Source organism: Actinomycetota bacterium (genome assembly GCA_030017835.1).
Classification (GTDB): domain Bacteria; phylum Actinomycetota; class Aquicultoria; order UBA3085; family Oleimmundimicrobiaceae; genus Yes70-04.
The window spans coordinates 1-25,909 of the sequence record JASEGU010000013.1 but is presented as its reverse complement, the minus strand read 5'-3'; the positions used below and the strand labels follow the sequence as shown (position 1 = coordinate 25,909).

Annotated in this window: 25 protein-coding genes, 4 tRNA genes and 1 other annotated feature; of the genes, 28 read left to right on the top strand and 1 reads right to left on the bottom strand. The window is 52.2% G+C overall.

The features are described 5' to 3' along the window. The first annotated feature begins 4 nt into the window (after positions 1-4). From QMD53_04610 to pheT, 19 genes are all read left to right on the top strand, one after another. Positions 5-1,006: an ATP-binding cassette domain-containing protein gene (locus QMD53_04610; GenBank protein ID MDI6799936.1), complete on the top strand. Its 1,002-nt coding sequence runs from the start codon at positions 5-7 to the stop codon at positions 1,004-1,006. A gap of 90 nt (positions 1,007-1,096) precedes the next feature. Beyond that, a tRNA-Leu gene (locus QMD53_04605) sits at positions 1,097-1,184 on the top strand. A gap of 102 nt (positions 1,185-1,286) precedes the next feature. Further along, positions 1,287-1,874, top strand: coding sequence for a sigma-70 family RNA polymerase sigma factor (locus QMD53_04600; protein ID MDI6799935.1), 588 nt, complete (start codon positions 1,287-1,289; stop codon positions 1,872-1,874). Between the two features lie 23 nt (positions 1,875-1,897). Continuing rightward, the gene (locus QMD53_04595) at positions 1,898-2,641 is read left to right on the top strand and encodes a zf-HC2 domain-containing protein (GenBank protein ID MDI6799934.1); all 744 of its coding nucleotides are present in this window, start codon (positions 1,898-1,900) and stop codon (positions 2,639-2,641) included. Between the two features lie 131 nt (positions 2,642-2,772). Further along, positions 2,773-3,183 carry a Fur family transcriptional regulator gene (locus QMD53_04590; GenBank protein ID MDI6799933.1) on the top strand — a complete coding sequence of 137 codons (411 nt, stop codon included), beginning with the start codon at positions 2,773-2,775 and terminating at the stop codon, positions 3,181-3,183. A gap of 20 nt (positions 3,184-3,203) precedes the next feature. Further along, a complete protein-coding gene (locus QMD53_04585) occupies positions 3,204-3,428 on the top strand; it encodes a FeoA family protein (protein MDI6799932.1) in 225 nt (74 codons plus the stop codon). Then, positions 3,425-5,131, top strand: a complete 1,707-nt coding sequence (locus tag QMD53_04580) for a ferrous iron transporter B (GenBank protein MDI6799931.1) — start codon at positions 3,425-3,427, stop codon at positions 5,129-5,131. The genes QMD53_04585 and QMD53_04580 overlap by 4 nt, the downstream gene beginning before the upstream one ends. Before the next feature lie 95 nt (positions 5,132-5,226). Then, positions 5,227-5,952 (top strand): energy-coupling factor ABC transporter permease, encoded by a 726-nt coding sequence (locus QMD53_04575; protein MDI6799930.1) that lies wholly within the window; start codon positions 5,227-5,229, stop codon positions 5,950-5,952. Next, a complete protein-coding gene (locus QMD53_04570) occupies positions 5,952-6,659 on the top strand; it encodes an energy-coupling factor transporter transmembrane component T (protein MDI6799929.1) in 708 nt (235 codons plus the stop codon). Before QMD53_04575 ends, QMD53_04570 begins: the two co-directional genes overlap by 1 nt. Further along, positions 6,656-7,492 carry an ABC transporter ATP-binding protein gene (locus QMD53_04565; protein MDI6799928.1) on the top strand — a complete coding sequence of 279 codons (837 nt, stop codon included), beginning with the start codon at positions 6,656-6,658 and terminating at the stop codon, positions 7,490-7,492. The genes QMD53_04570 and QMD53_04565 overlap by 4 nt, the downstream gene beginning before the upstream one ends. Positions 7,493-7,599: 107 nt before the next feature. Beyond that, positions 7,600-7,674: transfer RNA gene (locus tag QMD53_04560), tRNA-Gly, on the top strand. Positions 7,675-7,766: 92 nt separating this feature from the next. Next, positions 7,767-7,841 (top strand) — tRNA-Cys (locus QMD53_04555). Between the two features lie 55 nt (positions 7,842-7,896). Beyond that, positions 7,897-7,971 (top strand) — tRNA-Val (locus tag QMD53_04550). A 73-nt stretch (positions 7,972-8,044) separates the two neighbouring features. After that, a complete protein-coding gene (thrS, locus tag QMD53_04545) occupies positions 8,045-9,964 on the top strand; it encodes a threonine--tRNA ligase (GenBank protein MDI6799927.1) in 1,920 nt (639 codons plus the stop codon). Positions 9,965-10,026: 62 nt separating this feature from the next. Then, positions 10,027-10,139: a sequence feature (ribosomal protein L20 leader region), on the top strand. A gap of 32 nt (positions 10,140-10,171) precedes the next feature. Next, the gene (gene infC / locus QMD53_04540; GenBank protein ID MDI6799926.1) at positions 10,172-10,726 is read left to right on the top strand and encodes a translation initiation factor IF-3; all 555 of its coding nucleotides are present in this window, start codon (positions 10,172-10,174) and stop codon (positions 10,724-10,726) included. Then, a complete protein-coding gene (rpmI, locus tag QMD53_04535; GenBank protein MDI6799925.1) occupies positions 10,727-10,915 on the top strand; it encodes a 50S ribosomal protein L35 in 189 nt (62 codons plus the stop codon). A gap of 26 nt (positions 10,916-10,941) precedes the next feature. Continuing rightward, on the top strand, positions 10,942-11,301 hold the full coding sequence (gene rplT / locus QMD53_04530) for a 50S ribosomal protein L20 (GenBank protein MDI6799924.1): 360 nt from the start codon (positions 10,942-10,944) through the stop codon (positions 11,299-11,301). 320 nt (positions 11,302-11,621) lie between these two features. Next, entirely contained in the window at positions 11,622-12,644 is a 1,023-nt protein-coding gene (gene pheS / locus QMD53_04525) for a phenylalanine--tRNA ligase subunit alpha (GenBank protein ID MDI6799923.1), read from the top strand. A gap of 16 nt (positions 12,645-12,660) precedes the next feature. Beyond that, the gene (pheT, locus tag QMD53_04520; GenBank protein ID MDI6799922.1) at positions 12,661-15,063 is read left to right on the top strand and encodes a phenylalanine--tRNA ligase subunit beta; all 2,403 of its coding nucleotides are present in this window, start codon (positions 12,661-12,663) and stop codon (positions 15,061-15,063) included. Here the strand turns inward: pheT and QMD53_04515 are convergent. Further along, complete coding sequence (locus tag QMD53_04515; protein MDI6799921.1) at positions 15,050-15,220, bottom strand: hypothetical protein; 171 nt, start codon at positions 15,218-15,220, stop codon at positions 15,050-15,052. The genes pheT and QMD53_04515 overlap by 14 nt on opposite strands. Before the next feature lie 73 nt (positions 15,221-15,293). Here QMD53_04515 and QMD53_04510 point away from each other — a divergent pair, with 73 nt between their 5' ends. From QMD53_04510 to QMD53_04470, 9 genes are all read left to right on the top strand, one after another. Next, positions 15,294-15,878: a rubrerythrin family protein gene (locus QMD53_04510; protein MDI6799920.1), complete on the top strand. Its 585-nt coding sequence runs from the start codon at positions 15,294-15,296 to the stop codon at positions 15,876-15,878. A 21-nt stretch (positions 15,879-15,899) separates the two neighbouring features. Further along, positions 15,900-16,280: a desulfoferrodoxin gene (locus tag QMD53_04505; GenBank protein ID MDI6799919.1), complete on the top strand. Its 381-nt coding sequence runs from the start codon at positions 15,900-15,902 to the stop codon at positions 16,278-16,280. A gap of 246 nt (positions 16,281-16,526) precedes the next feature. After that, on the top strand, positions 16,527-18,185 hold the full coding sequence (gene ilvD / locus QMD53_04500; GenBank protein ID MDI6799918.1) for a dihydroxy-acid dehydratase: 1,659 nt from the start codon (positions 16,527-16,529) through the stop codon (positions 18,183-18,185). A 52-nt stretch (positions 18,186-18,237) separates the two neighbouring features. Beyond that, positions 18,238-19,947, top strand: a complete 1,710-nt coding sequence (gene ilvB / locus QMD53_04495; GenBank protein ID MDI6799917.1) for a biosynthetic-type acetolactate synthase large subunit — start codon at positions 18,238-18,240, stop codon at positions 19,945-19,947. Then, the gene (gene ilvN, locus QMD53_04490; GenBank protein ID MDI6799916.1) at positions 19,944-20,429 is read left to right on the top strand and encodes an acetolactate synthase small subunit; all 486 of its coding nucleotides are present in this window, start codon (positions 19,944-19,946) and stop codon (positions 20,427-20,429) included. Before ilvB ends, ilvN begins: the two co-directional genes overlap by 4 nt. A gap of 60 nt (positions 20,430-20,489) precedes the next feature. Continuing rightward, positions 20,490-21,482 (top strand): ketol-acid reductoisomerase, encoded by a 993-nt coding sequence (gene ilvC, locus QMD53_04485; GenBank protein ID MDI6799915.1) that lies wholly within the window; start codon positions 20,490-20,492, stop codon positions 21,480-21,482. 80 nt (positions 21,483-21,562) lie between these two features. Next, positions 21,563-22,717 carry an alanine--glyoxylate aminotransferase family protein gene (locus tag QMD53_04480; protein ID MDI6799914.1) on the top strand — a complete coding sequence of 385 codons (1,155 nt, stop codon included), beginning with the start codon at positions 21,563-21,565 and terminating at the stop codon, positions 22,715-22,717. Positions 22,718-22,752: 35 nt separating this feature from the next. Continuing rightward, the gene (serA, locus tag QMD53_04475; GenBank protein ID MDI6799913.1) at positions 22,753-24,330 is read left to right on the top strand and encodes a phosphoglycerate dehydrogenase; all 1,578 of its coding nucleotides are present in this window, start codon (positions 22,753-22,755) and stop codon (positions 24,328-24,330) included. Positions 24,331-24,338: 8 nt separating this feature from the next. Beyond that, positions 24,339-25,847 carry a 2-isopropylmalate synthase gene (locus QMD53_04470; protein ID MDI6799912.1) on the top strand — a complete coding sequence of 503 codons (1,509 nt, stop codon included), beginning with the start codon at positions 24,339-24,341 and terminating at the stop codon, positions 25,845-25,847. Positions 25,848-25,909: the final 62 nt, after the last annotated feature.

The window sequence follows — 25,909 nt, the reverse complement described above, 5'->3', positions numbered from 1 at the left end:
TTTGGTGGTGAGTTCATTGGATCGAAGCGACAAGCTCTTAAGGGTCGAAGGGGTCTCCAAGGTCTTTAAGGATAGCAGAAGGGGCCCATTTGGTCAGAGGACGCCTCAGGTGGCGCTGGATGAGGTCAGCTTCGTTCTTGAGGAGGGCGAGGTTCTGGGCCTGGTCGGTGAGAGCGGATCCGGCAAGACGACCATTTCCAGGATAATCCTTGGGCTGATGGAGCCGAGCGTGGGCAAGGTTATCTTCGAGGGGAAGAATGTCTTTTCGATGGATGCTGGCGAGCTGAAGAGGCTTAGGTCAGGCGCACAGCTCGTCTTTCAGGATCCCTACTCAGCCGTAGACCCCAAGATGAATATCGAAGAGATACTTGGAGAGCCTCTCATCGCCACGGGAGTCAAGGAGAGAGCAAAGAGGAGAGAGGAGATCGAAAGACTTATCCTTATGGTCGGCTTGGAGGAGGGCCACCTTGCCAAGAGGCCCGGTCAACTTAGCGGCGGCGAGCTTCAGCGGGTGGTTTTGGCCAGGGCGCTCAGCCTGAGTCCGAGGCTCTTGATACTGGACGAACCGCTCTCAGCCCTAGATATCATCATGAAGGCAAGGCTTATCGACCTTCTGAGTCTCATAAAAGAGGAGCGGGCCCTAACTTACCTATTCATCTCCCACGACCTAGGCGTAGTCTATCGTCTGGCTGACAGGGTGGCCATCATCTATCTTGGCAGGTTGGTCGAGGTGGCTCCGGTCAATAAACTTTTCAATTGCCCTCTCCATCCTTATACGAAAGCTCTGATCCTTGCCATGTCGCCCCTTGACCCACTGAAGACCAAAAAGGAGGGGCGCCCCACCCGAAAGGCAAATCGCTTGAAGCGACCACTCCCCCGTGCGGCCTGCAAATATGCGGCTTTTTGCCCAGAGGCGTCGAACATATGCCTTTTATCTAAACCCGATTTGATAGAGGTATCATCGGGTCACATGGTCTCCTGCCACATGATTCAGACTCAGCTCTGATCACCTTTGGACTTTCTTGAAGCTATATTTTTAAGCCGTCCCTAGACTATTGCCACGGATTTTTGTAATATTTATAGGCTGATTCAAATTGTCGGAGTGGCGGAATTGGCAGACGCGCTAGGTTGAGGGCCTAGTGAACGCTAAGTTCATGCGGGTTCAAGTCCCGCCTCCGACACCACTTGACCCTTCATAACACCCTTCAACCACCGATAACGATTGAAAACGGAGTTCTAAAAACTTATCATGTTAATTATCTAACTCACCTGGTTGCGGAGAAGAGATGTTGTTTGGCCGGAGCATTAGAGACGAGGATGAGCTTGTAAAGTTGGCTATGGTTGGCGACGATGCAGCCACCGGCGACCTCATCCAGATTCATCAGCAAAAAATGTATAATTTGGCCTTGAGGATGAGCAAGAACCCCCACGATGCGTCGGATTTAACCCAAGATATCTTCATTCAGATGATGAAGAAGATGGATACCTTCCGTTTTGAGTCCTCCTTCTCCACCTGGCTCTATCGATTAGCCGTAAATCTCTGTCTCGATTTTTTGAGAAGGCGAGCCAGAAGGTGGGATATCTCGATCGAAGAAGGTCCAGATCGAATCGCTTGCCCCTCAAGTTTTAGCGAAAATCCCACAAGTCGTATTGAGGAGAGGGAGCTTAAGGCCGATATCGAACGGGCAATAAGGGGGCTTAAGCCCAAATACCGTCTGATAATAATCCTCTGCGATATCGATGGGCTCAGCTACGCTCAGGCGGCCGAGGCCATGAAGGTGCCGGTTGGCACGGTAAAATCCAGGCTGGCCAGGGCCAGGCTTAAGCTGGCCGCTGAGCTTAAAGGGGCAAGCGGAACAATCAAAAGGACTTAATCGTCTATATTCTGGAGCGTATGATGATGAGATGTAAAAGATACCAAGGCGACCTCTCGGCCTTTTTGGATGGAGAGCTCAGCGAAGTCAAAAAGGGCAAAATCCAGGCTCATCTTGCCACTTGCGAGGCGTGCCAAGAAAAGCTGGATGAGCTGGATGCGGTCAAGTTTGTCTTGGGTGCGGTAGAAAAAAAAGAGATCCCCCTGGGTCTTGCCGAACGCTTGGCTGCCTTGCCGAAGAGGGATAATGAGGGACACCAGACAAGAGAACGAAGCAAGCATACCAGAGCGATTGGGCTTGCCCTTTCCACAGTTGCCCTTGCGACCATCCTGGCCCTCTCCGTTCTCATCTACCGGCAAGGCGGCCTCTTTCAGGGCGATAGCGTCCTTCTTGAAGATTTAGTCAAACAGAAAGGGGGCTCCGAGGCCATGCTCTCAAAGGCTCCCCAAGAGACCGGCCCATCTTTTGAATTTGCCGATACTGAGGAGCGGCTTGAATTTGATGAAGATAGGCTTGGTGGAATCATTGAGGAGATAAGTTTGGAATTGGAAGCTGGCGGGCTTATATCAGATTTACCCCCCGAAATAGATATCAGCCTTACCTCGATCAACACTCTGGGAGCGGATGGATTTCTTATCAAACCTGTCCTATTTAACGGGAGAGATGCCCTCCTGGTCGCCGCGGTAAAAGGGGATGAGCGGGCTCTTAGCGCCCTCTACGTCTTTGATGAGGAGACCAAAGAGCTCCTCTTCGAAAAGCGGATTTGAGCCGGCTTTAAGCAGAGTTGAAGCTACGAGTTAGCCTTCCAAAATCTTGATCCATAAATGTATTGACAATTCGATCCAAAAGAACGAGAATAAATGAGAATAATTCTCATTTATTCTCGTTTGGGGTGATCATGAAGGTCGAACTGAAAAGGCTCAAGGAGTCCGGTCATAAACTTACTCCACCAAGGCTTGCCGCCCTCGACATTCTTGCCACCTCAAAAGAGCATATGAGCATAGACGAGCTTCATGAGAGGATAAAGGATATATGTCCGAGCGCGGGGCTTGCCACCACCTACCGCACGCTGGAGCTTTTAAAGGAGCTCGACCTCATAACCAGCCTTGATTCACCCAGTGGCAAGAAGCGATATGAGATAAAAGCCAAGGATCACTCGCATCTAATCTGTCAGTCCTGTGGTGGAGTCACCGAGATTAAATCGGACTTTTGTGCCAACGATAGAAATAAAATAAATCAAAAATACGGCTTTGACGCAACTGACTGCCAAGTAGAGTATCATGGCATCTGCGCCGGTTGCTCAAAGTAGGAGGCTTAAATCTATTGAAAATGCTTGCTGAGATGAAGATAGGCGAAAAGGGTCTTGTCACTAAGATAGACGGCGGAAGCGGCGTCGAAAGGAGACTTGAGGCTCTGGGCATAAGGAAGGGTAGTCGCGTCACCAAGGCGGGCTCAATGCTCCTTAAAGGGCCGGTTGTCGTCAGGGTGGATGGTTGCCAGCTTGCCCTCGGTTACGGCGTGGCCAAAAAGATAATGGTCGAGGTGGAGGAGTGAAGATCCTTCTAATGGGCAACCCGAACGTTGGAAAGAGCGTGGTCTTCTCCAGGCTTACCGGCGTTCATGTTGTGGCCGCCAACTATCCGGGCACGACCGTTGAATATACCAAGGGCAGTCTGAGGCTGAAGGATACGGAGGTCGAGCTCATAGACGTGCCCGGAACTTACAGTCTGGATGCGACCTGTGAGGCCGAAGAGGTAGCCGTCGGAATGATCGAAGAGGGCGACCTAATAATAAACGTGATCGATGCGACCAACCTCGAGCGAAACCTGCTTTTAACCCTTCAGATACTCGAGCTTGGCAAACCGACAATCATAGCCCTTAACATGTGGGACGACGCCAAACATAGGGGCATAACCATCGATACCCAAGCTCTGGAGGAGATGCTGGGCGTGCCGGTCATTCCGACGGTGGCTGTGAGCGGTGAAGGGATAAAGGAACTCGTCAGCCGCTTAGGAGAAGCGAGACCGACGGCTGCATTGGGCCACAACAGAGAGGATCGCTGGTCAAAGATAGGAGAGATCATAGGTCGGAGCCAGCAGGTGGTCCATCGTCATCACACCATCCTTGAGAGGATAGAAGATGCCAGCATAAGCCCCTTCTACGGCATACTCATCTTTGCCGCCGTCATTACGGCATCATTTTTTGTGGTCAGATTGATAGGCGAGAGTCTGATAAATTACGCCTTCGACCCCCTCTTTGAAGGCATTTACCTGCCAATAATGATGAAACTCAGCAACCTCTTGGGTTCAAGCGGGTTCCTTCACGATCTTTTGATAGGCAGCCTGGTCTCCGGGTCGATAGATTTCGGCCAATCCTTCGGCCTTCTGACGACTGCTCCCTACGTCTCCATCGCTCTTGTGATGCCCTATGTCTTCTCCTTCTATCTTATGCTCGGCTTTCTGGAAGATTTCGGCTATCTTCCCAGGATAGCCGTACTCATGGACAATGTCATGCACCACCTGGGTCTTCACGGGGCGGCCATCATCCCGATGATACTCGGTCTCGGCTGCAACGTGCCGGGCGCCCTTTCGACGAGGATTTTAGAGAGCCGCCGTGAAAAATTCATCGCCTCGACCATCATGGCCATCTCGATTCCCTGCATGGCTCAGATAGCCATGATAATCGGTTTGGTGGCCAGGTTCGGTCTGGGCTATCTCATGATCGTTTTTCTGACCCTCTTTCTGGTCTGGCTGACCCTCGGCGTCATTCTAAATGCCACCATAAAAGGTGAGAGCCCGGAGATATTTTTAGAGATACCCCATTACCGCCTGCCCAATCTGGGCGCCCTTTCGAAGAAGCTCTGGATGAGGCTGAAAGGCTACATCCTAGAGGCGATACCGCTTCTCCTCTTGGGCGTGCTTATCGTAAACGTTCTCTATTTGGTCGGCATCATAGATCTGGTCTCTAGGGCTACGACGCCCATTGTGACCAATCTTTGGGGCCTGCCCAAGGAGGCCGCGCCCTCTCTGATGATAGGTTTCTTGCGCAAAGATCTGGCCGTCGGGATGCTTCGCCCAGCAGGCCTTACCGCCAAGCAGGCGGTCATCGGCAGCACCGTGCTAGCCGTCTACTTTCCCTGCATGGCCACCTTCATGGTTATGATCAAGGAGCTCGGAATGGAATATACCTTTAAATCGGCCCTCATCATGGTATCGGTGGCGCTGGTCGTCGGGTCGGCTTTAAATATGATTCTCTAGACATCATGCACGCTTTGAAGCCTACGCTTATCAATTGAAAGAAGTCAGATTATTGATGGCCCAAAGGTAATGTCTTTGGCCAGATTGGAGGGACCATGTCGCACTTGCATATTCCGGATGGAATAATCGCTCCCAGTTGGCTCATCATCGGCTTTCTTATCACGGCGTCTCTTCTTGGCCTCTCGCTATATAAGCTTAAGGCTGTCGATTTAAAAAATATCGTGCCCAAGATCGGCGTCCTCGGGGCGGTCATGCTGCTCGGAATGATCGTTCCGCTACCCATTCTGGGCTATCATCTCAACCTGAGCGTGCTTGCCGGCATCATTCTTGGTCCATTTGCCGCCTTCATCTCTGCTTTTGTGGTCAATCTGATTCTGGCCCTCACCGGTCATGGTGGAATTACCGTCGTCGGCTTGAATGCCCTCATAACCGGCGCCGAAGCCTGTTTTGGATTCATCTTCTTTAGGTCACTTAGGAGGATGATTTCCATAAAATGGGCGGCCTTTCTTACGACGTTTGCTGCCTTGGTTCTATCTACGGCTCTGATGATCGGCATGGTGGTTATGACCGGAAGCAGTCCAGGGGATATACTACATATTCATGGGCCAGATGGGGATGAAAGTCACGAACTTGAAGAGGGTCACCATGATGAAGAGGAACGGGATGGTGATGAGTATGGTGAGATCTCGCTCATTAACTTCGCCAAGATAGTGGTGCCGCTTGCCTCCATCGGCTGGCTAATCGAGAGTTTTATCATAGCGGAGATGGTATCATTTATTGGTAAGGTCAGACCCGAGCTAATCGATGGCAAGGAGAGATAGTGGAGCTATACCTGATAGATTCGCTCGCTTCGTCGGGCAAGAGTCCCTTTCATCGTGCGTCCGCTCCATCAAAGATCTTCTTTGCGGCCAGCGTCGTGTTTGCCGTCATAATCTTGAATGAATTGGCCCAGTTGGTCTCGCTACTACTGCTTCTGATCTTTCTTATTTCGGCTTTAAAATTACCCACCATAAAGCTTCTCTTCATGACCTCTTACATGGCCATCTTTGCGGCCATCTTTGCGCTCAGCCAAATCAACGTCTCTTTTGTCCAGCCACTTGTCATCATCTCCAAGGCGGTGGCCGCCGCCCTCGGCCTCTTGATCCTCTTTGCCACGACCAATTACTTCGATATCTTCGGTGCCATGGCCAAATTTATGCCGAAGCTGGTGGCAGATGCCCTCTTCATGACATATAGGTCGTTTTTTATACTCTTAAAAGAGCTCAATGATCTTATGACGTCTCTAAAGATCAGAGGAGGTCTTACGCCAAAGAGGCTCCTCTTTAACTTAAAGAACTTGGGGAGCATCCTTGGGACGCTCCTGATCCACGCCATCGATATGAGCTCAAGAAGTAGCAGCATCTTAAATATTAGGGGATATCATGGGGGGATCACCCATCACGGCTTGAAAAAGAAACCATCCGCATACGATCTATTTCCGCTTCTGCTTGGAGCGGGCTTATTTCTGGGGGCCATAACATTAAGATGAAAGAGATAGTCAAGGTTAAATGCTTAAAGCACGTATACCCCGATTCTGTTGAAATCAGTCTTTGCGGACTCGATTTTGTGGTCTGTGAGGGCGAGAGGGTGGCAATCTTGGGGCCCAACGGCAGCGGCAAGACTACCCTTCTCTCTCACATAATAGGGCTACTCAAGGCGAGCGAGGGCAAGATAGAGGTATTTGACAAGGATCCAAAGGATCACTTCGATGAGGTTATTTCGAAGATTGGGGTGGTCTTCCAAAATGTCGATGACCAAATCATCGGTCCGACCGTTCAAGACGATATCTCCTTTACCTTGCGCAATAGGGGAATCGCCGAGGCGGAGGTATTATCTAAAGTGGCGGCCATAATGGACGAGGTGGGCATAACCGAACTAAAGGATAGGATGCCCCACAACCTTTCGGGCGGGGAGAAGAAGAAGGTGGCTTTGGCCGGCGCTTTAGTCACCGATCCCAAGCTGTTGATCTTGGACGAGTCGCTTAGTGGTCTCGACCAGCGCAGTCAGAATGACATGATAGATATTCTTCTTAAGTTGAATGAGAATAGAAAGATGACGATCGTGATGACCACCCATGACGTCAATCTGGTCTGGCGCTTTGCAAACGTAGTCTACCTGATCAATCACGCCGAGATCGTGGGCAAAGGCGTTCCCGCAGACCTGTTTTTGGACCCTAAAAGCTTAGAGCAGGTCGAGATGGTCCCGCCCGACATCCCGGTTCTCTTTGCAAGCCTAAGGGGGATGGGCTATGATATTGAGCCGCCCAAAACGCTCGATGAGGCCGTGAGTTCCTTGGCGAATTTCTTCGACAAAAAGGGGTAAGCTTACCGATTGCGCATCCCTTTTGGACCGGGCATGCAAGCGGTTTGGTATCAATCGAATTATTGCACTATCCAAACCTAGATGCTAGAATACCTTCTGTAAAATAAGCGGAAGTGGCTCAGTGGTAGAGCATCACCTTGCCAAGGTGAGGGTCGCGGGTTCAAATCCCGTCTTCCGCTCCAGAACAAGTTCATGGTCGATGGTGTTTGAAGTATTGTCCAGAGAAAGGCCATTGGCCATTAGTTTATAGGGCGGAGGGCCAAGATTTCCATCTGGCGGCGTAGCCAAGTGGTAAGGCAGAGGTCTGCAAAACCTCGATTCAGCGGTTCAAATCCGCTCGCCGCCTCCAAGTTATTTAGATTCTACAGATAGTCTATCCTTTAGTTTTTGGGCTTCACTCAAGTGGGCGCTTAGCTCAGCGGGAGAGTACTTCCCTGACGCGGAAGGGGTCACTGGTTCGAATCCAGTAGCGCCCACCACTTTTCTTCAGATCTCTTACCTCACTCTACCTCTATGCTATAATCTTTTCTATTCATTCCTTGGAGGTTTTAGATGGCCGGTGAGATCAACCTAACCCTTCCTGATGGCTCGGTGCGCAAGGCTGAGGCGGGCGCAACCCCTTTGGAGGTTGCCTCCTTAATCGGTCCAAAACTTGCCAAGGACGCTTTGGCCGCCAAGGTCGATGGCGCGCTCGTCGATTTAAGCACTTCCCTTACCAATGATTCATCTCTTGAGATAATAACCTTCGCTTCAATCGAGGGGCCCGAAATTTACCGCCATAGCGCCTCTCATATCATGGCCGCGGCCATAAGCGAGCTCTATCCGGGCGCCAAATTTGGCATAGGTCCGGCCATCGAGGGCGGATTCTACTATGATTTTGAGGTGAGCCAGCCGATTGGTCCGGACGATCTGGAGCGGACCTATGCCAAGATAGAGGAGATCATAGCCAGGGATGAAACCTTCACCTCAGAAGTCATGGGCAAAGAAGAGGCGATAAAGCTATTCAAATCGCTCGGCCAGGATTATAAGGTCGAGTTGATCGAGGATATCGAGGAAGATGAGATCAAGGTCTATAAGAGCGGCGGTTTCACCGATCTCTGCCGCGGTCCCCATATCCCTTCGAGCGGTAGATTGAAAGCGTTAAAGCTCTTAAGTTTGGCGGGAGCCTACTGGCGGGGCGATGAGAGGCGGCCGATGCTCAAGAGGATCTATGGGACGGCCTTCAACGATCCCAAGGACTTGAAGAGATTCCTTGAGCTTCAAGAAGAGGCCTTAAAGCGGGACCATCGCAAGCTCGGCAAAGAACTCGACCTCTTCAGCATGGATGACGATTTTGGAGCGGGCCTGGTTCTCTGGCATCCCAAAGGGGCTCTCATCAGGAAGATCGTCGAGGACTTCTGGCGAGACGAGCATTTGAATAGGGGTTATGAGCTGGTCATGACCCCCCACATCGCCAAGGTAGATCTCTGGAAGACGAGTGGTCATTGGGATTTTTATCGTGACAATATGTACTCTCCAATGGATGTGGAGGGGCAAGAGTACGTCATCAAGCCGATGAACTGCCCGGCCCATCTTCTGATCTTCAAATCTAAAACCAGGAGCTACCGCGAGCTTCCCTTGCGCTGGGCCGAGCTCGGCACCGTCTATCGCTTCGAGCGCTCCGGCGTTTTGCACGGCCTGCTTCGGGTGAGGGGTTTTACCCAGGATGACGCCCACATCTTTTGCCGGGAAAGCCAAATCGAAGATGAGATAATAAAAATATTGGATATCGTGACCTTTATGCTAAAGACCTTTGGTTTTGCCGAATATGATATCTACGTTTCGACGCGCCCGGAAAAATACGTCGGCGATATTGAGCATTGGGAGCTTGCGACCGAGGCCCTAAAGAAGGCCCTTGATCGGACCTCCTTAAGCTATGAGATCGATCCGGGCGAAGGCGTCTTCTACGGTCCCAAGATCGATATCAAGATAAAGGATGCTCTGGGGAGGGCCTGGCAGTGCTCGACCATCCAAGTCGATTTCAACAATCCCGAGCGCTTTGACCTGACCTACATGGGCGGCGATAATACCGAGCACCGTCCGATAATGATTCACCGGGCGCTCCTTGGCTCACTCGAGCGCTTCATGGGCTGTTTGATCGAGCACTACGTGGGGGCCTTTCCCCTTTGGCTAGCTCCGATTCAAGCGGTCATCCTTCCGATCGCCGACCGCCATAACGATTACGCCTTTGAGGTGGCAGATGGGCTTAGGAGCCTGGGGCTTAGGGTGGAAGTGGATCAGAGGGGCGAGTCGGTAAATAAGAAGATAAGGGACGCTCAGCTGAAAAAGATGCCCTACATGGTGATTGTCGGCGATAACGAGGTGGAGGCCAGGACTTTATCTGTGCGAAGCCGAGACGGCAAAGAGGAGAGAGGTCTGGAGCTTGAGGGCTTTATCAAGAAGCTCAAAGAAGAGGTCGATACTAAATCCTAAAGTCTGACTGGACATGCCAGCCACATAAGGTTATACTTTCCTTCTTAAAATTGTATATGAAATATTGAAAGTAGAAGCCACCGCTTCTCACCTTACGGCGCATAGGCAGCCCAGAGGTCACTAAAAGTATCTTTTGGATTTATCGGGTGGCTTTCGGCCACCCTTTTTTTGTGAGGGGACCATTGATACCCTGGGGGGTGAAAATAAATAAACACAGACGTTCGTATCAACTCTAGAATACGTGCCCAAGAGGTCAGACTGATCTCAGATGACGGCGAACAGCTCGGCATAAAGCCCATGCGCGAGGCGCTGGCCATAGCTGAGGAGAAGGGCTTGGATCTGGTCGAGGTGGCTCCTCAGGCGGCTCCTCCGGTCTGTCGGATAATGGATTATGGAAAGTATAAATATGAGCAAGAGCAGAAGGCCAAAAAAGCCAAGAAGCACCAGACCATAACGGTTGTCAAAGAGATCAAGTTTCGGCCCAAGATAGATAAGCATGATTATGAGACCAAAAAGAAGCACGTTGAAAGGTTCTTAAATCACGGAGACAAGGTCAAAGTTACGGTGATGTTCAGGGGCCGCGAGATGGCCCACACTGATATCGGCACGGCGATCTTAAAGAGGTTGGCCGAGGATTTAGAGACACTTGCCGTGGTGGAATCGGCTCCAAAATTGGATGGCAGAAATATGGTTATGGTATTTTCACCGATAAATAAGCCCAAAAGCAATGATCCATCCGTAAAGAAAGGGGATGCTGAATAGATGCCAAAGATAAAAACTCACAAGGGCGCAGCCAAAAGATTCAGGCTTACTGGATCGGGCAAGATAGTTCGGATGCGCAATGGCAAGAGCCACATCTTGGAGAAAAAGTCTCCCAAGAGAAAGATGAATCTTGCCAAATCCGCACTCGTCTCAGAGGCGGACGAAAAAAGAATCAAAAAAATGATCTAATACGAAGTTAATTAGGGGGTTTTTATATGTCGCGGGTAAAACGAGGAGTTAATGCAAGGAAGAAGAGAAGAAAGCTCTTGAAGCTGGCCAGGGGTTACTATGGAGCCAAATCCCGCTCCTACCGGGCCGCCAAGGAGCAGCTCATGCATTCTCTCTCCTACTCATACAGGGATCGCAGAAACAAAAAGAGAGACTTTAGAAAGCTCTGGATAACCAGGATAAACGCGGCCGCGCGTCAAAACGGCATATCCTACAGCCGTCTGATGAATGGTCTAAAACTTGCCAATATCGAGATAGACAGAAAGGTCCTATCCGATATGGCCGTAAACGATCCCGAGAGCTTTGCCAAGGCCGCAACTTTGGCCAAGGAGAAGCTCGGGGCTTAAGGTCTCTTAAAAAACCGAATATCTCAAAAGCTTTGACGGAGAGCCGGTCGGTATAGACCAACACAGAGAGGAGCGCTCAAGCTGAAAGCGGTCCAAAGGTTAAGCCGGCCAAGGTTTCGCTCTTGAGCTGTGAGTCCGAAAGCGAGGCGTCGCAACTAGGGCTCAACGCGGATAATCCGGCGTTAAAAGATGAAAGCGTCCCAAGTAAATCTTGGGGAAGCAGGGTGGTACCGCGGGTTAAAAACCTCGTCCCTTTTTTGGACGGGGTTTATTTTTTTGGCTAAAATGTTTTTAAGTCTCTAGAGGGGGTTTCGATGTCGATATTTGATGAACTTGAGAGGATAAAGAAGCAAGGCCTTGAGGCGATCAACTCTTCGGACTCGCTTAAGAGCTTGGAGGCGGCAAGGGTCGCCCTTCTGGGCAAGAAGGGCGAGTTGACCGAGGCGATAAAGACGCTTGGCTCGCTTGATCCGCTTGAGCGGCCAAAATTTGGCAAGGTCACCAATGAGATAAAGGAACTCTTCGAGTCATCCATCTCATCAAGGAGGACTCAGCTCGAGGCGGAAGATCTCAATAGGCGCATGGAGGATGAGGCGATAGACATCAGCCTGCCTGGCCGCCTTCTGCCTTCCGGTAGAGCCCATTTGATAAGCCAGGTCATCGATGAAATAAGCGAAATATTCATCGGCCTTGGCTACTTCATTGCAGAGGGACCGGAAGTCGAGACGGATTATTATAACTTCGATGCCTTAAATACTCCGGTTGATCATCCGGCCAGATCGCTCATGGACACCCTTTACATGGAGAAAAAGGGGGCCTTGCTTCGAACCCATACATCGCCGGTTCAGATTAGGACGATGAAGAAGAGGAAGCCTCCCCTCTACATGATATCGCACGGCCGCGTCTATCGGCGTGACGTGTCCGATCCCAGTCATTCCCCCATGTTCCATCAGGTCGAGGGTTTGGCGGTCGACAAAAATATTACCTTTGGTGACCTTAAGGGCACCTTGGAGGTGGTCGCCAAGAAGTTATTCTCCGACTCCGCCCGGGTAAGGCTTCGCCCCCACTTCTTTCCCTTCACCGAGCCGAGCGCCGAAGTCGATGTGGCCTGCATAATCTGCAAGGGCTCAGGTTGCAGGGTCTGCTCTGGCAGCGGTTGGCTGGAGATCCTTGGATCCGGCATGGTCGATCCAAAGGTCCTTAGTGAAGTCGGCTACGATCCCGAGGAGTTGAGCGGATTTGCCTTCGGTATGGGAGTCGAGAGGATAGCCATGCTCAAATATGGCGTCAGCGACATAAGGCTCTTCTTCGAGAACGATCTGAGATTTTTAAGACAATTTTGATCCTGGAGGACAAGCAATGAAGGTTTCAATAGATTGGTTAAAAGACTACGTCGATCTCGATATTAGCCCAGGTGAGCTCAAGGAGAAGCTCGATTTAAGCGGCACGGCCGTAGAATCGGTGGGAAGGATCGGCGGTGATTTTGAAGGCGTTGTGGTGGGCAAGATTTCAAAGATCGAGCCCCATCCCAATGCCGACAGCCTGGTGTTAGTCTCCGTGGACGTAGGCGATCAAGACCTATCAATCGTCTGCGGAGCCAAGAACATGAAGGAGGGCGATCGGGTGGCGGTGGCCAAGGCCCAGGCCATCCTCAAAGGCGAGAAGCTCAAGAAGGCCAAGATAAGGGGAGTCGAGTCGGAGGGTATGATCTGCTCGGCCGTCGAGCTCGGTCTTGGTGAGGATGCAAGCGGCATCATGATCATCGATAGTGAGGTCGGGCTTGGAAGAAGTTTGGGCGAGGCGCTCGGTCTAGATGATACCATCTTGGAGCTGGAAATAACCCCAAATCGCCCCGATTGCTTGAGCATGATCGGCATCGCAAGGGAGGTCTCTGCCCTGACGGGCAAGGAGCTCAAAAAACCGTCCATCGGTCTCAAAGACGAGGGTCAAGAGGTTTCGGCTCGGGCCGAGGTTGAGATAGATGACCCGGATCTCTGTCCAAGGTATGTGGCCAGGGTGATCGATGGGGTGAAGATTGCCCCCTCTCCCGACTGGATGCAAAGAAGGCTAAAAGCGGCCGGTATCCGGCCGATAAGCAACGTGGTCGATGTGACCAACTATGTAATGCTGGAGATGGGCCAGCCCCTCCATGCCTTCGACCTGGCCAAGATCAAGGATGGTAAGATCATAGTCAGAAGAGCCAGAGATAACGAGACCATCACCACCCTGGACGATGTTGAGAGAAGCTTGAACTCTACCATACTTGCCATAACCGATCCGTCGGGGCCGATTGCTCTTGCCGGGGTTATGGGCGGCTCTGATAGCGAGGTCTCAAGTGAGACAAGGGCGATCCTTTTGGAGTCGGCTCATTTCAACGCCGCAAATATCAGCCGGACCTCAAGGGACCTCGGCCTGATCTCGGAATCATCTTTGCGTTTTGAGCGGGGCAGCGATCCAAATGGGGCGCCATGGGCCTGCGACAGAGCGGCCGAGCTAATAAAATTGGTGGCTGGAGGAGAGGTGCTCAAGGGTAGGATAGACGTCTATCCCAAAAAGATTGAACCCAAAGAATTGAACCTTAGGGTCAACAGGGTCAACCAGATCCTGGGCACCAACCTTGCTATCGATAATCTGATCGATATCCTGACCTCGCTCGAGATCGCGGCCGAGGTTGCCATGGGCGGCGAGATTAAAGTCGCCGCACCGACATTTAGGCCTGATCTCACCCGCGAGATAGATCTGATTGAAGAGATAGCCCGGACCCACGGCTACAACAAGATAGAGTCGACCTTGCCGAGGGGCGAGGCTGTCGGCGGGCTGACCTTGGCCCAAAAGATCAAGAAAATGATCGCGGGCTCGCTCATATCGGCTGGGCTCTTTGAGACGATGAGTTATACCTTCGTCTCGCCGGATTATTTGCGTGGCGCAGGTCTTGAGGGAGCTTCTGACTATGAGGGGGCAATGTGGCTAAAAAACCCCCTAGGTGAGGAGCAAGCGGTCCTTCGTACCACCCTCATCCCAAGCCTCCTTGAAACGGTCAAGTGGAACCTAAACCGCAAAAACGATAACGTCAAGATATTTGAGATGGCCCGGGTATTCAAGGAGCAAGAGGGGGAGGAGTTGCCCAAGGAGAGTCTGATGGTCTCGGCCGCCTTGGCCGGGGCGAGTGGCCAAGACCATTGGTATTCAAAGGCGATCGATATAGATTTTTACGACATCAAAGGGGTTATAGAAAAGCTCCTCTTAGATCTTCACATAAGGGAGTATCAATTTAAAAGGGTCGATCATCTGAGCCTTCATCCATCCATGGCGGCCGAACTCTTCATCAAAAGTAGGAGCGCGGGCATCCTCGGGAAGGTTCACCCTAAAGTGGCCGCGGCCTATGAGCTCGGTCCAAACGTTGCCATATTCGAACTCTCTGTTGATAGCTTGATCCAAGGGGTCGATTCAGTAAAGAAATTTGAGGATATTCCCCGTTTTCCCGGCATCAATCTCGACATCTCGATGCTGGTGGGTGACCTCGTCACCCACCAAGAGGTGATTGAGGTGATACTAAAAAGCGGGGGAAAGCTCTTGAAGGACGCAAGGCTATTCGATCTTTACAGGGGCGAGGAGTTGGGTGCTGGCAGAAAGAGCCTGGCTTACAGTCTTCTCTTCCAATCCATGGAGAGGACACTGACCGACGATGAAGCGGCCAAGGCCATCGAGGCGATAGTATCGCAACTTAAAGAGAAGCTTTCGGCCGAGATCAGGCAGTCTTGACCGTGGCCTCCCGGGTCCTCTTTTTGTTTATCCTCAGCGCCACCTTCTTTTTCGGGGTGGGGACGATAACCCCGCCGCTCAGATTCTTTGCGCCTCCCGAAATAAACTTGATTGAGTTACGGAGCAGAGTGGCCGATTCAATCGAATGATAACTCATTTGGCCGATCTTTACGTTTGACGATGGGTGGTAAAATTTAAAGATAACCAAAAAATTGAAAGGGGATGGTTTGATGCAAGAGACGATTAAGAATCTCTGCAAGGCTTTTATCGGCGAGAGCCAGGCTAGGAATCGCTACACCTTCTATGCCAAAGTTGCCAAGGATGAGGGCTTTGAGCAGATAGCTGAGGTCTTTACGATCACAGCCGACAATGAGAAGCAGCATGCCAAATGGCTCTTTAGGCTGATAGGCGAGCTGAAAGCCAAATCAAGCGAGAATCTGGATGAGATTGCCGTGGGTTCGGCCGCTCCGACCATCTTTGGGACTACGGCCGAAAACCTAAGAGCCACCATAGCCGGTGAGAATTACGAATATACCGAAATGTATCCTGAATTTGCCGACTTGGGTGACTTGGAAGGTTTAAACGATATCGCCAATCGCTTGAGGGCAATCGGCAAGGCCGAGAGTCATCACGAGGATAGGTTCAAGAGACTTTTAAAGCAGGTGGAGGGGGAAACCGTCTTCAAGAAAGCGGCTCCCGTCGAGTGGTTCTGCCGCGAATGCGGCTATCCGCATATTGGGGCCGAACCGCCCGAAAAATGTCCTTCCTGCGACCATCCAAGAGCCTTCTATCAGGTCAGGTGCGAGGAATACTAATCATTCAAAGGAGATGATTGTATGACGAAGCTAGGCCAGATCTACAAGTGTGAGATTTGCGGAAACATCGCCTCGGTCCTCCATACCGGGGTGGGCGAGCTCGTCTGCTGCGGCGAGCCGATGATCCTTTTGACCGAGAAGACCGAAGATGTCGGCTTTGAGAAGCATCTTCCGGTGGCCGAAAAGAGCGCCTCAGGGGTCAAAGTTAAGGTCGGGGCGACCCCGCATCCGATGGGGATGGAGCATCACATCGAATGGATTGAAGTCATAACCGATGGGGGAACCTTCAGGAAAAAACTGAACCCGACGGGCAAACCGGAGGCAGATTTTTGCGTGATGGGCGATGACTTTGAGATGAGAGAGTACTGCAACGTTCACGGTCTCTGGAGGTCAAAGCCTTAAAGCCAATTATTTAAGGCTCATTTTCTCATCTAAGAATCGGTGAATGACTTTTTTGAAGTAGGCGGAAGCCTTTGGCTTTCGCCTGCGCTTATAATTTTTTTCACCTAAATTTAATCATCATCATTCGATCATCATCAAAACGGAGCGATAAAAGTCGATTTCAAACGGGCAATTTCCTTCACAGCCACACCGTTTTATAGTAGAATTATACCTTCAAATTTTTTCGACCTTTAAGGGGGCGCCATCTTGAAGAGCGATATGGCCAAACGGGGAGTGAGCAAGTCACCCCATAGGTCGCTTCTCAAAGCCGATGGTCTGACCGACCAAGAGATAGACCAGCCCTTTGTGGCCATCGTCAACTCATACAACGAAATAGTGCCCGGTCACATCAATCTGGACAAGATCGCGAAAGCTGCCGCGGCCGGAGTCCGTATGGGCGGCGGGACCCCGATAGAGTTCTCCACCATCGGCATCTGCGACGGCATCGCCATGAATCACGCCGGCATGAAGCATTCGCTGCCCAGCCGCGAAATAATCGCCGACTCCATCGAGCTCATGGTGGAAGCCCACGCCTTCGATGCCATGGTCATGATACCCAATTGCGACAAGGTAGTTCCCGGTATGCTGATGGCGGCGGCCCGCGTCAACATCCCGACCATCTTCATAAGCGGCGGACCGATGCTGGCCGGTCGTTACAAGGGGACCGACATCGATCTCATCTCGGTCTTCGAGGGGGTGGGGGCGGTCAGCTCCCGCAATATGAGCGAGGAGGAATTGGCCGAAATCGAAGATTCGGCTTGTCCGGGCTGTGGCTCCTGCGCCGGTATGTTTACAGCCAACTCGATGAACTGTTTGACTGAGGCGATCGGCATGGCTCTTCCCGGAAACGGGACGATTCCTGCGGTTTATGCCAAGAGGATTAGGCTGGCCAAGATGGCCGGCATCGCCGTCATGGAGATGCAAAAGAAAGATATCCGTCCAAAAGATATAATGAGCGAGGCGGCCTTTGGCAATGCGCTCACCGTCGATATGGCTCTGGGTTGCTCGACCAATACCGTCCTTCACCTTCCGGCCATAGCCAAGGAGGCCGGCTTTCCCTTAAGCCTTGAGATGTTCAACGAGGTGAGCGATGTGACTCCCAACCTCTGCAAGATAAGTCCGGCCGGAAAGCACCACATCCAAGACTTAGACGAAGCTGGCGGCGTTCAAGCGGTCATGGCCGAGCTATCTAAAAAAGGTTTGATAAACACCGAGGCGATGACGGTAAGCGGCCGGGCGGTCGATGAAAATATAAAGGCGGCAAGGGCCTTCGATAACGGCGCCATAAGATCGATCGATAATCCCTACTCAAAATCGGGCGGGCTTGCCATCTTAAGAGGTAACTTGGCCGTCGATGGTGCAGTCGTCAAGCAGTCAGCCGTTGACAAAGAGATGCTGGTTCATGAGGGACCAGCCAAGGTCTTTGACTCCGAGGAGGAGGCGGTGGAAGCGATTCTCGGTTGCAAGATAGAGGCGGGAGACATCGTCGTTATCCGTTACGAGGGGCCCAAAGGTGGGCCGGGGATGCGCGAGATGCTCACCCCAACTTCGGCCATAGCCGGCATGGGATTGGACAGTAAAGTCGCCCTTATAACCGACGGTCGTTTTTCCGGCGGCAGCCGGGGGGCGGCCATCGGCCACGTCTCTCCGGAAGCGGCGGAGGGCGGGGCGATCGCCCTCATCAAAGATGGCGATAGGATTTCAATAGATATACCAAATAAGAGCATAAACTTGAAGGTCTCACACAGTGAGCTCGCCGAACGTAAAAAGGCTTGGGTTCCTAAACCGCCCAAGGTCCTAAAGGGTTATCTGGCCCGCTATCAGCGCCTGGTCTCTTCGGCCGCCAAGGGTGCGATAATAGAATAGAGTTACTTTAAGTTAACCAGTTTAGATCAACCTATGGAATAAAAATAAAAAAATGAGAGGTGATGACGTGAAATTAACTGGTGCACAGGCTTTGATCAAATGTTTGGAAGATGAGGGCGTCGAAGTAATCTTCGGCTACCCCGGAGGCGTCGTCCTTCCCATTTATGACGTCATATATGACTCCAAGATACGTCACATCCTGGTTCGCCACGAGCAGTGTGCAGCTCACGCAGCCGACGGCTACGCTAGGGCGACTGGAAGGGTTGGGGTTTGCCTGGCTACATCCGGACCCGGAGCGACCAATCTGGTTACCGGGATAGCAAACGCCTATCTCGACTCGATACCGCTGGTGGCCATAACCGGTCAGGTGGCAACGACCCTGCTCGGGACGGACGGCTTTCAGGAGGCCGATATTACCGGCATAACGCTGCCGATAGTTAAGAATAGTTACCTGGTCAAGGACGTCAAGGGGCTTCCAAGGATCATCAAGGAGGCCTTCTACATCGCCTCGACGGGGCGGCCAGGCCCGGTCCTCATCGATATCCCGGTCGATATATCAAAGGCCGAGTTCGTCTTCAAACAACCAACTCAGTTGAGCCTTGCCGGGTATAACCCCACTCAAAAGGGACACGCGCGCCAGATAAAACAGGCGGCCGGAGCCATCCTCTCGGCCAAAAAACCTGTCATCGTCGCCGGGGGCGGCATCTTGCGCTCCGGAGCCTGGGATGAACTTTTTAAACTGGTTAAATTGACCCAGATACCGATTACTATCACCCTCATGGGCAAAGGGGGTTTTCCCGAAAATGACGATCTCTTCATCGGGATGCCCGGCATGCATGGCATGCGTGCGGCCAACCATGCTTTGACCGAGTGCGACCTCCTCTTGGCCATCGGCATGCGTTTCGACGATCGAGTGACGGGCAAGCTCTCGACCTTTGCTCAAGGGGCCACGATAATCCACATCGATGTCGATCCGGCCGAGATAAGCAAGAATCTCAAGGCCAGAATCCCGATAGTAGGAGATGCCAAGGTTGTCATCTCTCAACTAATTGAGGAGATAGAGAAGGAGAGGGCCGATGGCTCCGCCGACATCTCTTCTTGGCGCAAGAAGATTGAAGGCTGGAAGGAGAAGTATCCGCTTACCTACAAAAAGGATGATAAGCTTCGCCCCGAATTCGTGGTCGAGAAGATATCAGAGATAACGGCGGGCGAAGCCATAATCGCGACCGAAGTCGGACAGAATCAGATGTGGGCGGCCCAATACTTTAGGGCGCTTAAGCCGAGAACCTTTATCTCGTCGGGGGGTCTGGGTACCATGGGCTTCGGTTTTCCTTCAGCCATCGGGGCTCAGGTCGGCTGCCCGGATAAGGTCGTCATCGATATCGCGGGCGACGGCAGCATCCAAATGGTCTCCCAAGAGCTGGCCACGGCCGTTGCAAACAAGCTGCCCGTTAACATATTCATCTTGAACAACGGCTATCTGGGTATGGTTAGGCAGTGGCAGGAGCTCTTCTACGACCGTCGCTACTCTCACACCGATATTGCCGTCGGAACGCCCGACTTTGTTAAACTGGCCGAGGCCTATGGAGCCAAGGGACTCAGGGTCACCGAAAAAGATGATGTTGAGGCGGCCATCAAGGAGGCCATCGCCTCGCCCGAGACTTACGTCATAGATTTCGTCGTCGAGCGAGAGGAGAACGTATTTCCGATGGTGCCGGCCGGCGGTTCCATAAGCGATATGATGGGAGGCGAAGGAGAGTGAAACATACACTATCCGTTTTGGTTGATAACGAGCCGGGTGTCTTAACCAGGGTTGCCGGTCTCTTCAGCCGGCGGGGCTTCAACATCGATAGCCTGGCGGTCGGTCCGACCGAGGACCCCAATTACTCGCGCATGACCATCGTGGTCGATGGTGAGACCCATACCTTGGAGCAGGTGACCAAGCAGCTTCACAAGTTGATAAACGTGCTCAAGATAAACGACCTCGATCCCAAAGAGTCTATTCAGCGCGAATTGGTGCTCATCAAGGTGAATGCCCCCCCAACCACCCGGGCACAGATAATCGAGATAGTCGATATCTTCAGAGCCAATATCGTCGACGTGGCCAAAAATACCTTGACCATCGAGATAACCGGAAGCGCCGACAAGCTCAACGCCTTTGAGGAGATGCTCCGTCCCTACGGTATCAAGGAGCTTGCCAGAACCGGCAAGATCGCTCTGAGCCGGGGACTAAAATCGGAATAGATAGCTGGTTTGATTTTTAACTTAAGTTTGATCATCGATCATCAACTCAAGGAGGAATTAATGGCAGAGATGTACTACGACAAGGACGGAGACCTGGGCGTCATTAAAGGGAAAAAAATAGCCGTTATCGGCTTTGGAAGCCAGGGCCACGCCCACGCTTTAAACCTTCACGAGAGCGGGTTAGATGTGGTGGTTGGACTCAAGAAGGATAGCAAGTCGGCCTCGGCCGTGCGTGAGGCTGGGCTTACTCTGATGGAGCCGGGTCAGGCCGCCAAGGCGGCCGATATCATCATGATCCTCGTTCCCGACCAGGTTCAGAAGCAGGTCTTCTACTCGGAGATAAATGAGAATCTCGCTCCCGGAAATGTGCTGATGTTTGCCCACGGCTTCAATATCCATTTTCATCAGATACTTCCAAGGGAAGACGTCGATGTCATCATGGTCGCTCCCAAAGGACCCGGTCACCTGGTCAGGCGGACCTATCAGGAGGGTAATGGCGTTCCGGCCCTCTTTGCAATCTATCAAGATCACTCAGGTAAGGCCAAGGAGATCAGCTTGGCTTACGCCAAGGGCATCGGTTCCACTCGGGCGGGCGTCCTTGAAACCACCTTCAAAGAGGAGACCGAGACCGATCTCTTCGGCGAGCAGTGCGTCCTCTGCGGCGGCACCTCCGAGCTTATCAGAGCGGGGTTTGAGACGTTGGTTGGGGCCGGCTATCAACCCGAGGTCGCCTACTTCGAATGCTTGCATGAGCTAAAGCTGATAGTCGATCTCATCTATGAGAGCGGCATCAGTGGCATGCGCTACTCGATAAGCGATACGGCCGAATACGGCGATATATCCGTTGGCAAGAAGATCATCGGGGAGAGCTCGCGGGCGGCCATGAAGGAGGCCCTCCGTCGCATACAAGACGGTGAGTTCGCCAATGAGTGGATACTCGAGAACATGGCCGGACGCCCAGTCTACAACGCGATCAAGAAACGGGAAGCCGACCATCAAATAGAGCAGGTCGGCAAGAGACTCCGCTCCATGATGAGCTGGATAAAGAAGTAGATTACTACCTCTTTTAGCTTGTGGTTCTGCCCGAAATTGGGTAAGATTGTTTTAAAAGATTGTGAAAGGTGGCACAAGCAATGAAGAAAAATTACCTGATGACTCCAGGTCCGACCCCAGTCCCGGCCGAAGTCTTGCTCGCCCAGGCTAAGCCGATGATCCATCACCGGGCTCCTTACTACTCCAAGGTCTTCACCTCGGTCTTGGATGGCCTAAAATATGTCTTTCAGACCGACAATGATGTCCTCATCTTCAGCTCGTCGGGAACCGGAGCTATGGAGTCGGCCGTCGTCAACCTATTTTCACAAGGCGATAAGGTCATCGTGGTAAATACCGGAAACTTCGGAGAGCGTTTTGCCAAAATATCCAAGGCCTACGGTCTCGAGGTGACAGAGCTCGCCTATGAGTGGGGAGAGAAGGCAAATCCCGATGATATAAGGAAGTCCCTTGCTAATGATCCCGATATCAAGGGGGTCTTCGTTACCCATAGCGAGACCTCGACCGGCATCGTCAACGACATTAAGGTCATAGGCGATATGGTCAAAGATACCAAGGCCGCCTTGATAGTCGATACGGTTAGCGGTCTTGGCGCCCTCGAATTTCGGACGGACGCTTGGCACGTTGATGTGGCCGTATGCGGCTCTCAAAAGGCGCTCATGGCCCCGCCCGGGCTCGCCTTTGCGGCCGTATCCGAGAAGGCCTGGGCGATGGTGGAGAAATCAACGCTGCCCAAATTTTACTTCAGCTACGAAAAATCGCTGGCCGCTCTCAAGAAAGATACGCCCCAGAACCCCTTCACCCCGCCCGTCTCGCTGGTCTTGGCCCTCGATGAGGCGCTCAAGATGATCAAGGCCGAGGGGCTGGACAATATAATCAAGAGACATAGTATCTTGGGCAAAGCGGCCCGAGCCGGTGTCAAAGCTCTGGGTTTGGAGTTCTTCGGAGCATGTGATGATACCTCCAATGCGGTCACGGCCATAAAGGCGCCGGAAGGGATAAATAGCAAGGAGATAGTCAAGATCATGAGGGAGAAGTACGGGCTGACCATAGCCGGTGGCCAAGGCAAGGTGACCGGTCTAATATTTCGCCTCGGTCACTTGGGCTATTATGATAGGTTTGATATCATAACCACTCTAAGCGGAATTGAGATGACCCTAAAAGAGCTCGCCTATAAATTCGAACAAGGGGCCGGTATCACGGCCGCTGAGAAGGTATTTTTGGAGAACGATTTTTAAATAGATCCAATCGATAGGCAAAGGGAGCGAAGAGAATGAAGGTACTTGTCAAAGAGCAGATTGCAGATCTCGGTATTGAGAAGCTGAAGGAGGCCGGATTTGAGGTGGACTTAGCTTTCGATATGTCCAGAGATGACATGCTGGCCTGTCTCTCTGACTACGACGGCTTGATCGTAAGAAGCGCAACTCAGGTCGATAAGGAAGCCATCATGAAGGGTTCTAAACTAAAGGTGATCGGCCGGGCCGGTATCGGCGTCGACAACATAGACATAATGGCCGCGACCAAGCGGGGTATCATTGTGGCCAACGCTCCCCAGAGCAACATCATATCCGCAGCTGAACATGCATTGGCCCTGCTGATGACCCAAGCCAGGATGATAGTTCAGGCCACCAACTCAATGAAGAACGGCAAGTGGGAGAAGTCCAAATTCATGGGGATTGAGTTGAATGATAAGGTGATGGGGGTACTCGGTTTGGGTCGCATCGGAACCTTGGTGGCCAGCCGGGCAAGGGGATTGGGCATGAAGGTCGTAGCCTACGATCCTTATGTCTCATCCGACCGCTTCAAACAGATAGGCATCGAAGTCATCGACAATATCGCCGACTTCTTCAAGGTCTGTGATGTGATAACGGTTCACTTGCCAAAAGCTAAAGAGACTCTGGGTTTGATAGGAAAGAAAGAGTTTGCCATGATGAAGGACGGGGTCAGGATCATAAATACCTCAAGGGGCGGGATAGTGGATGAGCAGGCCTTGGCCGATGCCATAAAGGATGGCAAGGTGGCCGGAGCCGGCATAGATGTATTTACCGAAGAGCCCTATACCAAGGGACCCCTGCTTGAGTTGGACAGCGTAATAGTCACACCTCATATCGCCGCCTCAACCATAGAGGCTCAGGATAAGGCGGGCGTAATCGTCGCCGAGCAGGTGATTGCCGCCCTAAAGGGCGATTTTGTCAGCAACGCGGTCAATGTGGCGGCGGTCGCCCCCGAGACCGTGGATATCTTAAAACCATTTCTGCCACTGGCCGAGGTCTTGGGCAAATTCTTTATGAAGCTTGCGGGCGGTCAGATAAACTCCTTGGATATTGAGTATTCCGGCGACATAGCGACCGGGAAGAGCCTAGAGCTTTTAACCATCGCCGTAATAAAGGGTCTTCTGGAGTCTGTGGTTCAAGAGCCGGTAACCTATGTTAACGCGCCGAGTCTGGCCGCCGAGAGGGGCATCGAGGTCAAGGAGAGCCGGACGACCAAGACTTGTGAATATGTCAATTCGATAACCTTGAGCAAGGATGACTTCGTCGTCTCGGGCACCCTGCTTAGTCCGGGCAAGATGAGGATAATGAATCTCTTCGGCTACGATGTCGATGTCATCCCATCGGAGTATATGCTAATCGTTCATAACGAGGACCGGCCGGGCATGATCGGAAATATTGGAACCACCCTCGGCAAGCACAACGTAAATATAGCCAGGATGCAGTTTGGCCGGATGAAGGCGAGGGGCGATGCCATAAGTGTACTCAACGTGGACGAGCCGATTTCGGAGAAAGCATTAAAGGAGATAGAGGCGATACCAGGAGTCATGAAGGCGAAATTCGTCGATTTAAACATCTAGAGGCGGAGATGGAAGATAAGGTCTACATATTCGATACAACGCTAAGGGATGGCGAGCAGTCACCCGGCATAAGTTTAAATATTCGCGAAAAGCTCGAGATTGCAGAGCAGTTGGCAAGGCTCGGGGTCGATGCCATCGAGGCCGGTTTTCCCATAACCTCGCCGGGCGACTTTGAAGCGGTCAAGACCGTGGCCGATCGGATAAAAGGGCCCTTCGTTGCGGGGCTGGCTCGGGCCGTTGATGCCGATATCGATCGCGCCTTCGAAGCGGTCAAAGGGGCCGAAAAACCGATGATCCACACCTTTTTGGCCACCTCAGACATACATATCGAGCGCAAACTCAAAAAGAGCAAGGATGAGGTATTGAAGATGGCCGAAGCGGCCGTCAAAAGGGCCAAAAGCTATCTCGACGAGGTGGAGTTCTCGCCCGAAGATGCCACTCGCTCAGACTTTAATTTTCTCTGCAAGGTGGTTGGCGCGGCCATCGAGGCGGGGGCAACCCGGATAAATATTCCAGATACGGTCGGCTACGCGCTACCCGATGAATTTGGCCGCTTGATAAGGGAGCTTAAGAATAATGTGGCCGGGCTAAATGACGTGATCTTAAGCGTCCATTGCCACAATGATCTTGGCCTTGCTGTGGCCAATAGCCTGGCCGCCGTCCAGAATGGAGCAAACCAGGTGGAGTGTACCATAAACGGCCTCGGCGAGCGGGCCGGTAATGCCGCCTTGGAAGAGCTGATCATGATCTTAGATACTCACTATCCAAGCCTTGGCAAGAAGACCAACATTAAGACCGAAGAGATAATCAGGACCAGTCGCCTCGTCAGCACCTTGACCGGCTATCAGATCCAATTCAACAAGGCGATAGTCGGGGCCAACGCCTTTGCCCACTCCTCTGGCATTCATACCGATGGCATGCTCAAGGATAGGACCACCTACGAGATCATGAGCCCGGAAAGGGTGGGTCTCACCGAGAGCAAGATAATTTTGGGCAAGACCTCTGGACGTCACGCCCTCCGTCAACATTTGGAGAATATGGGCCATGTTCTTGCCGATGATGAGCTCGAGCGGACATATGAACGCTTCAAGGAGCTCGCCGATAAGAAGGCGGAGATATCCGACGATGATCTGGAGGCCTTGATTGCCGACGAGGTGAGGACGGCTCAAGGAGAGGTCTACAATCTGGCCTATCTTCACGTGGTGAGCGGAAGCGACCAGACGCCCACGGCTACCGTAAAATTGGTCAAGAACTCTGAGACGATAGAGCGCACGGCCGAAGGCGACGGGCCGGTCAACGCCTCGTGCAAGGCCATAGCCTCGGCCTTGAATGTCCAGGCTAGGCTCCTCTTCTACAACGTCAGCGCCATAACCGGCGGCTTGGATGCTCAGGGCGATGTCACCATCCAACTTGAGATCGGAGGCAAGAAATATCTTGGCCGGGGCATCAGCACAGACATCATCGAAGCCAGCGCCAAGGCCTATCTGAACGCCATAAATAAGTCCCTAAGCGCCTAAAGCTGATTGCCCTTTCAAAGGATGGCTTTAAGCGTAGTCGAAGTGGCCGCCTAAAGGCGGCC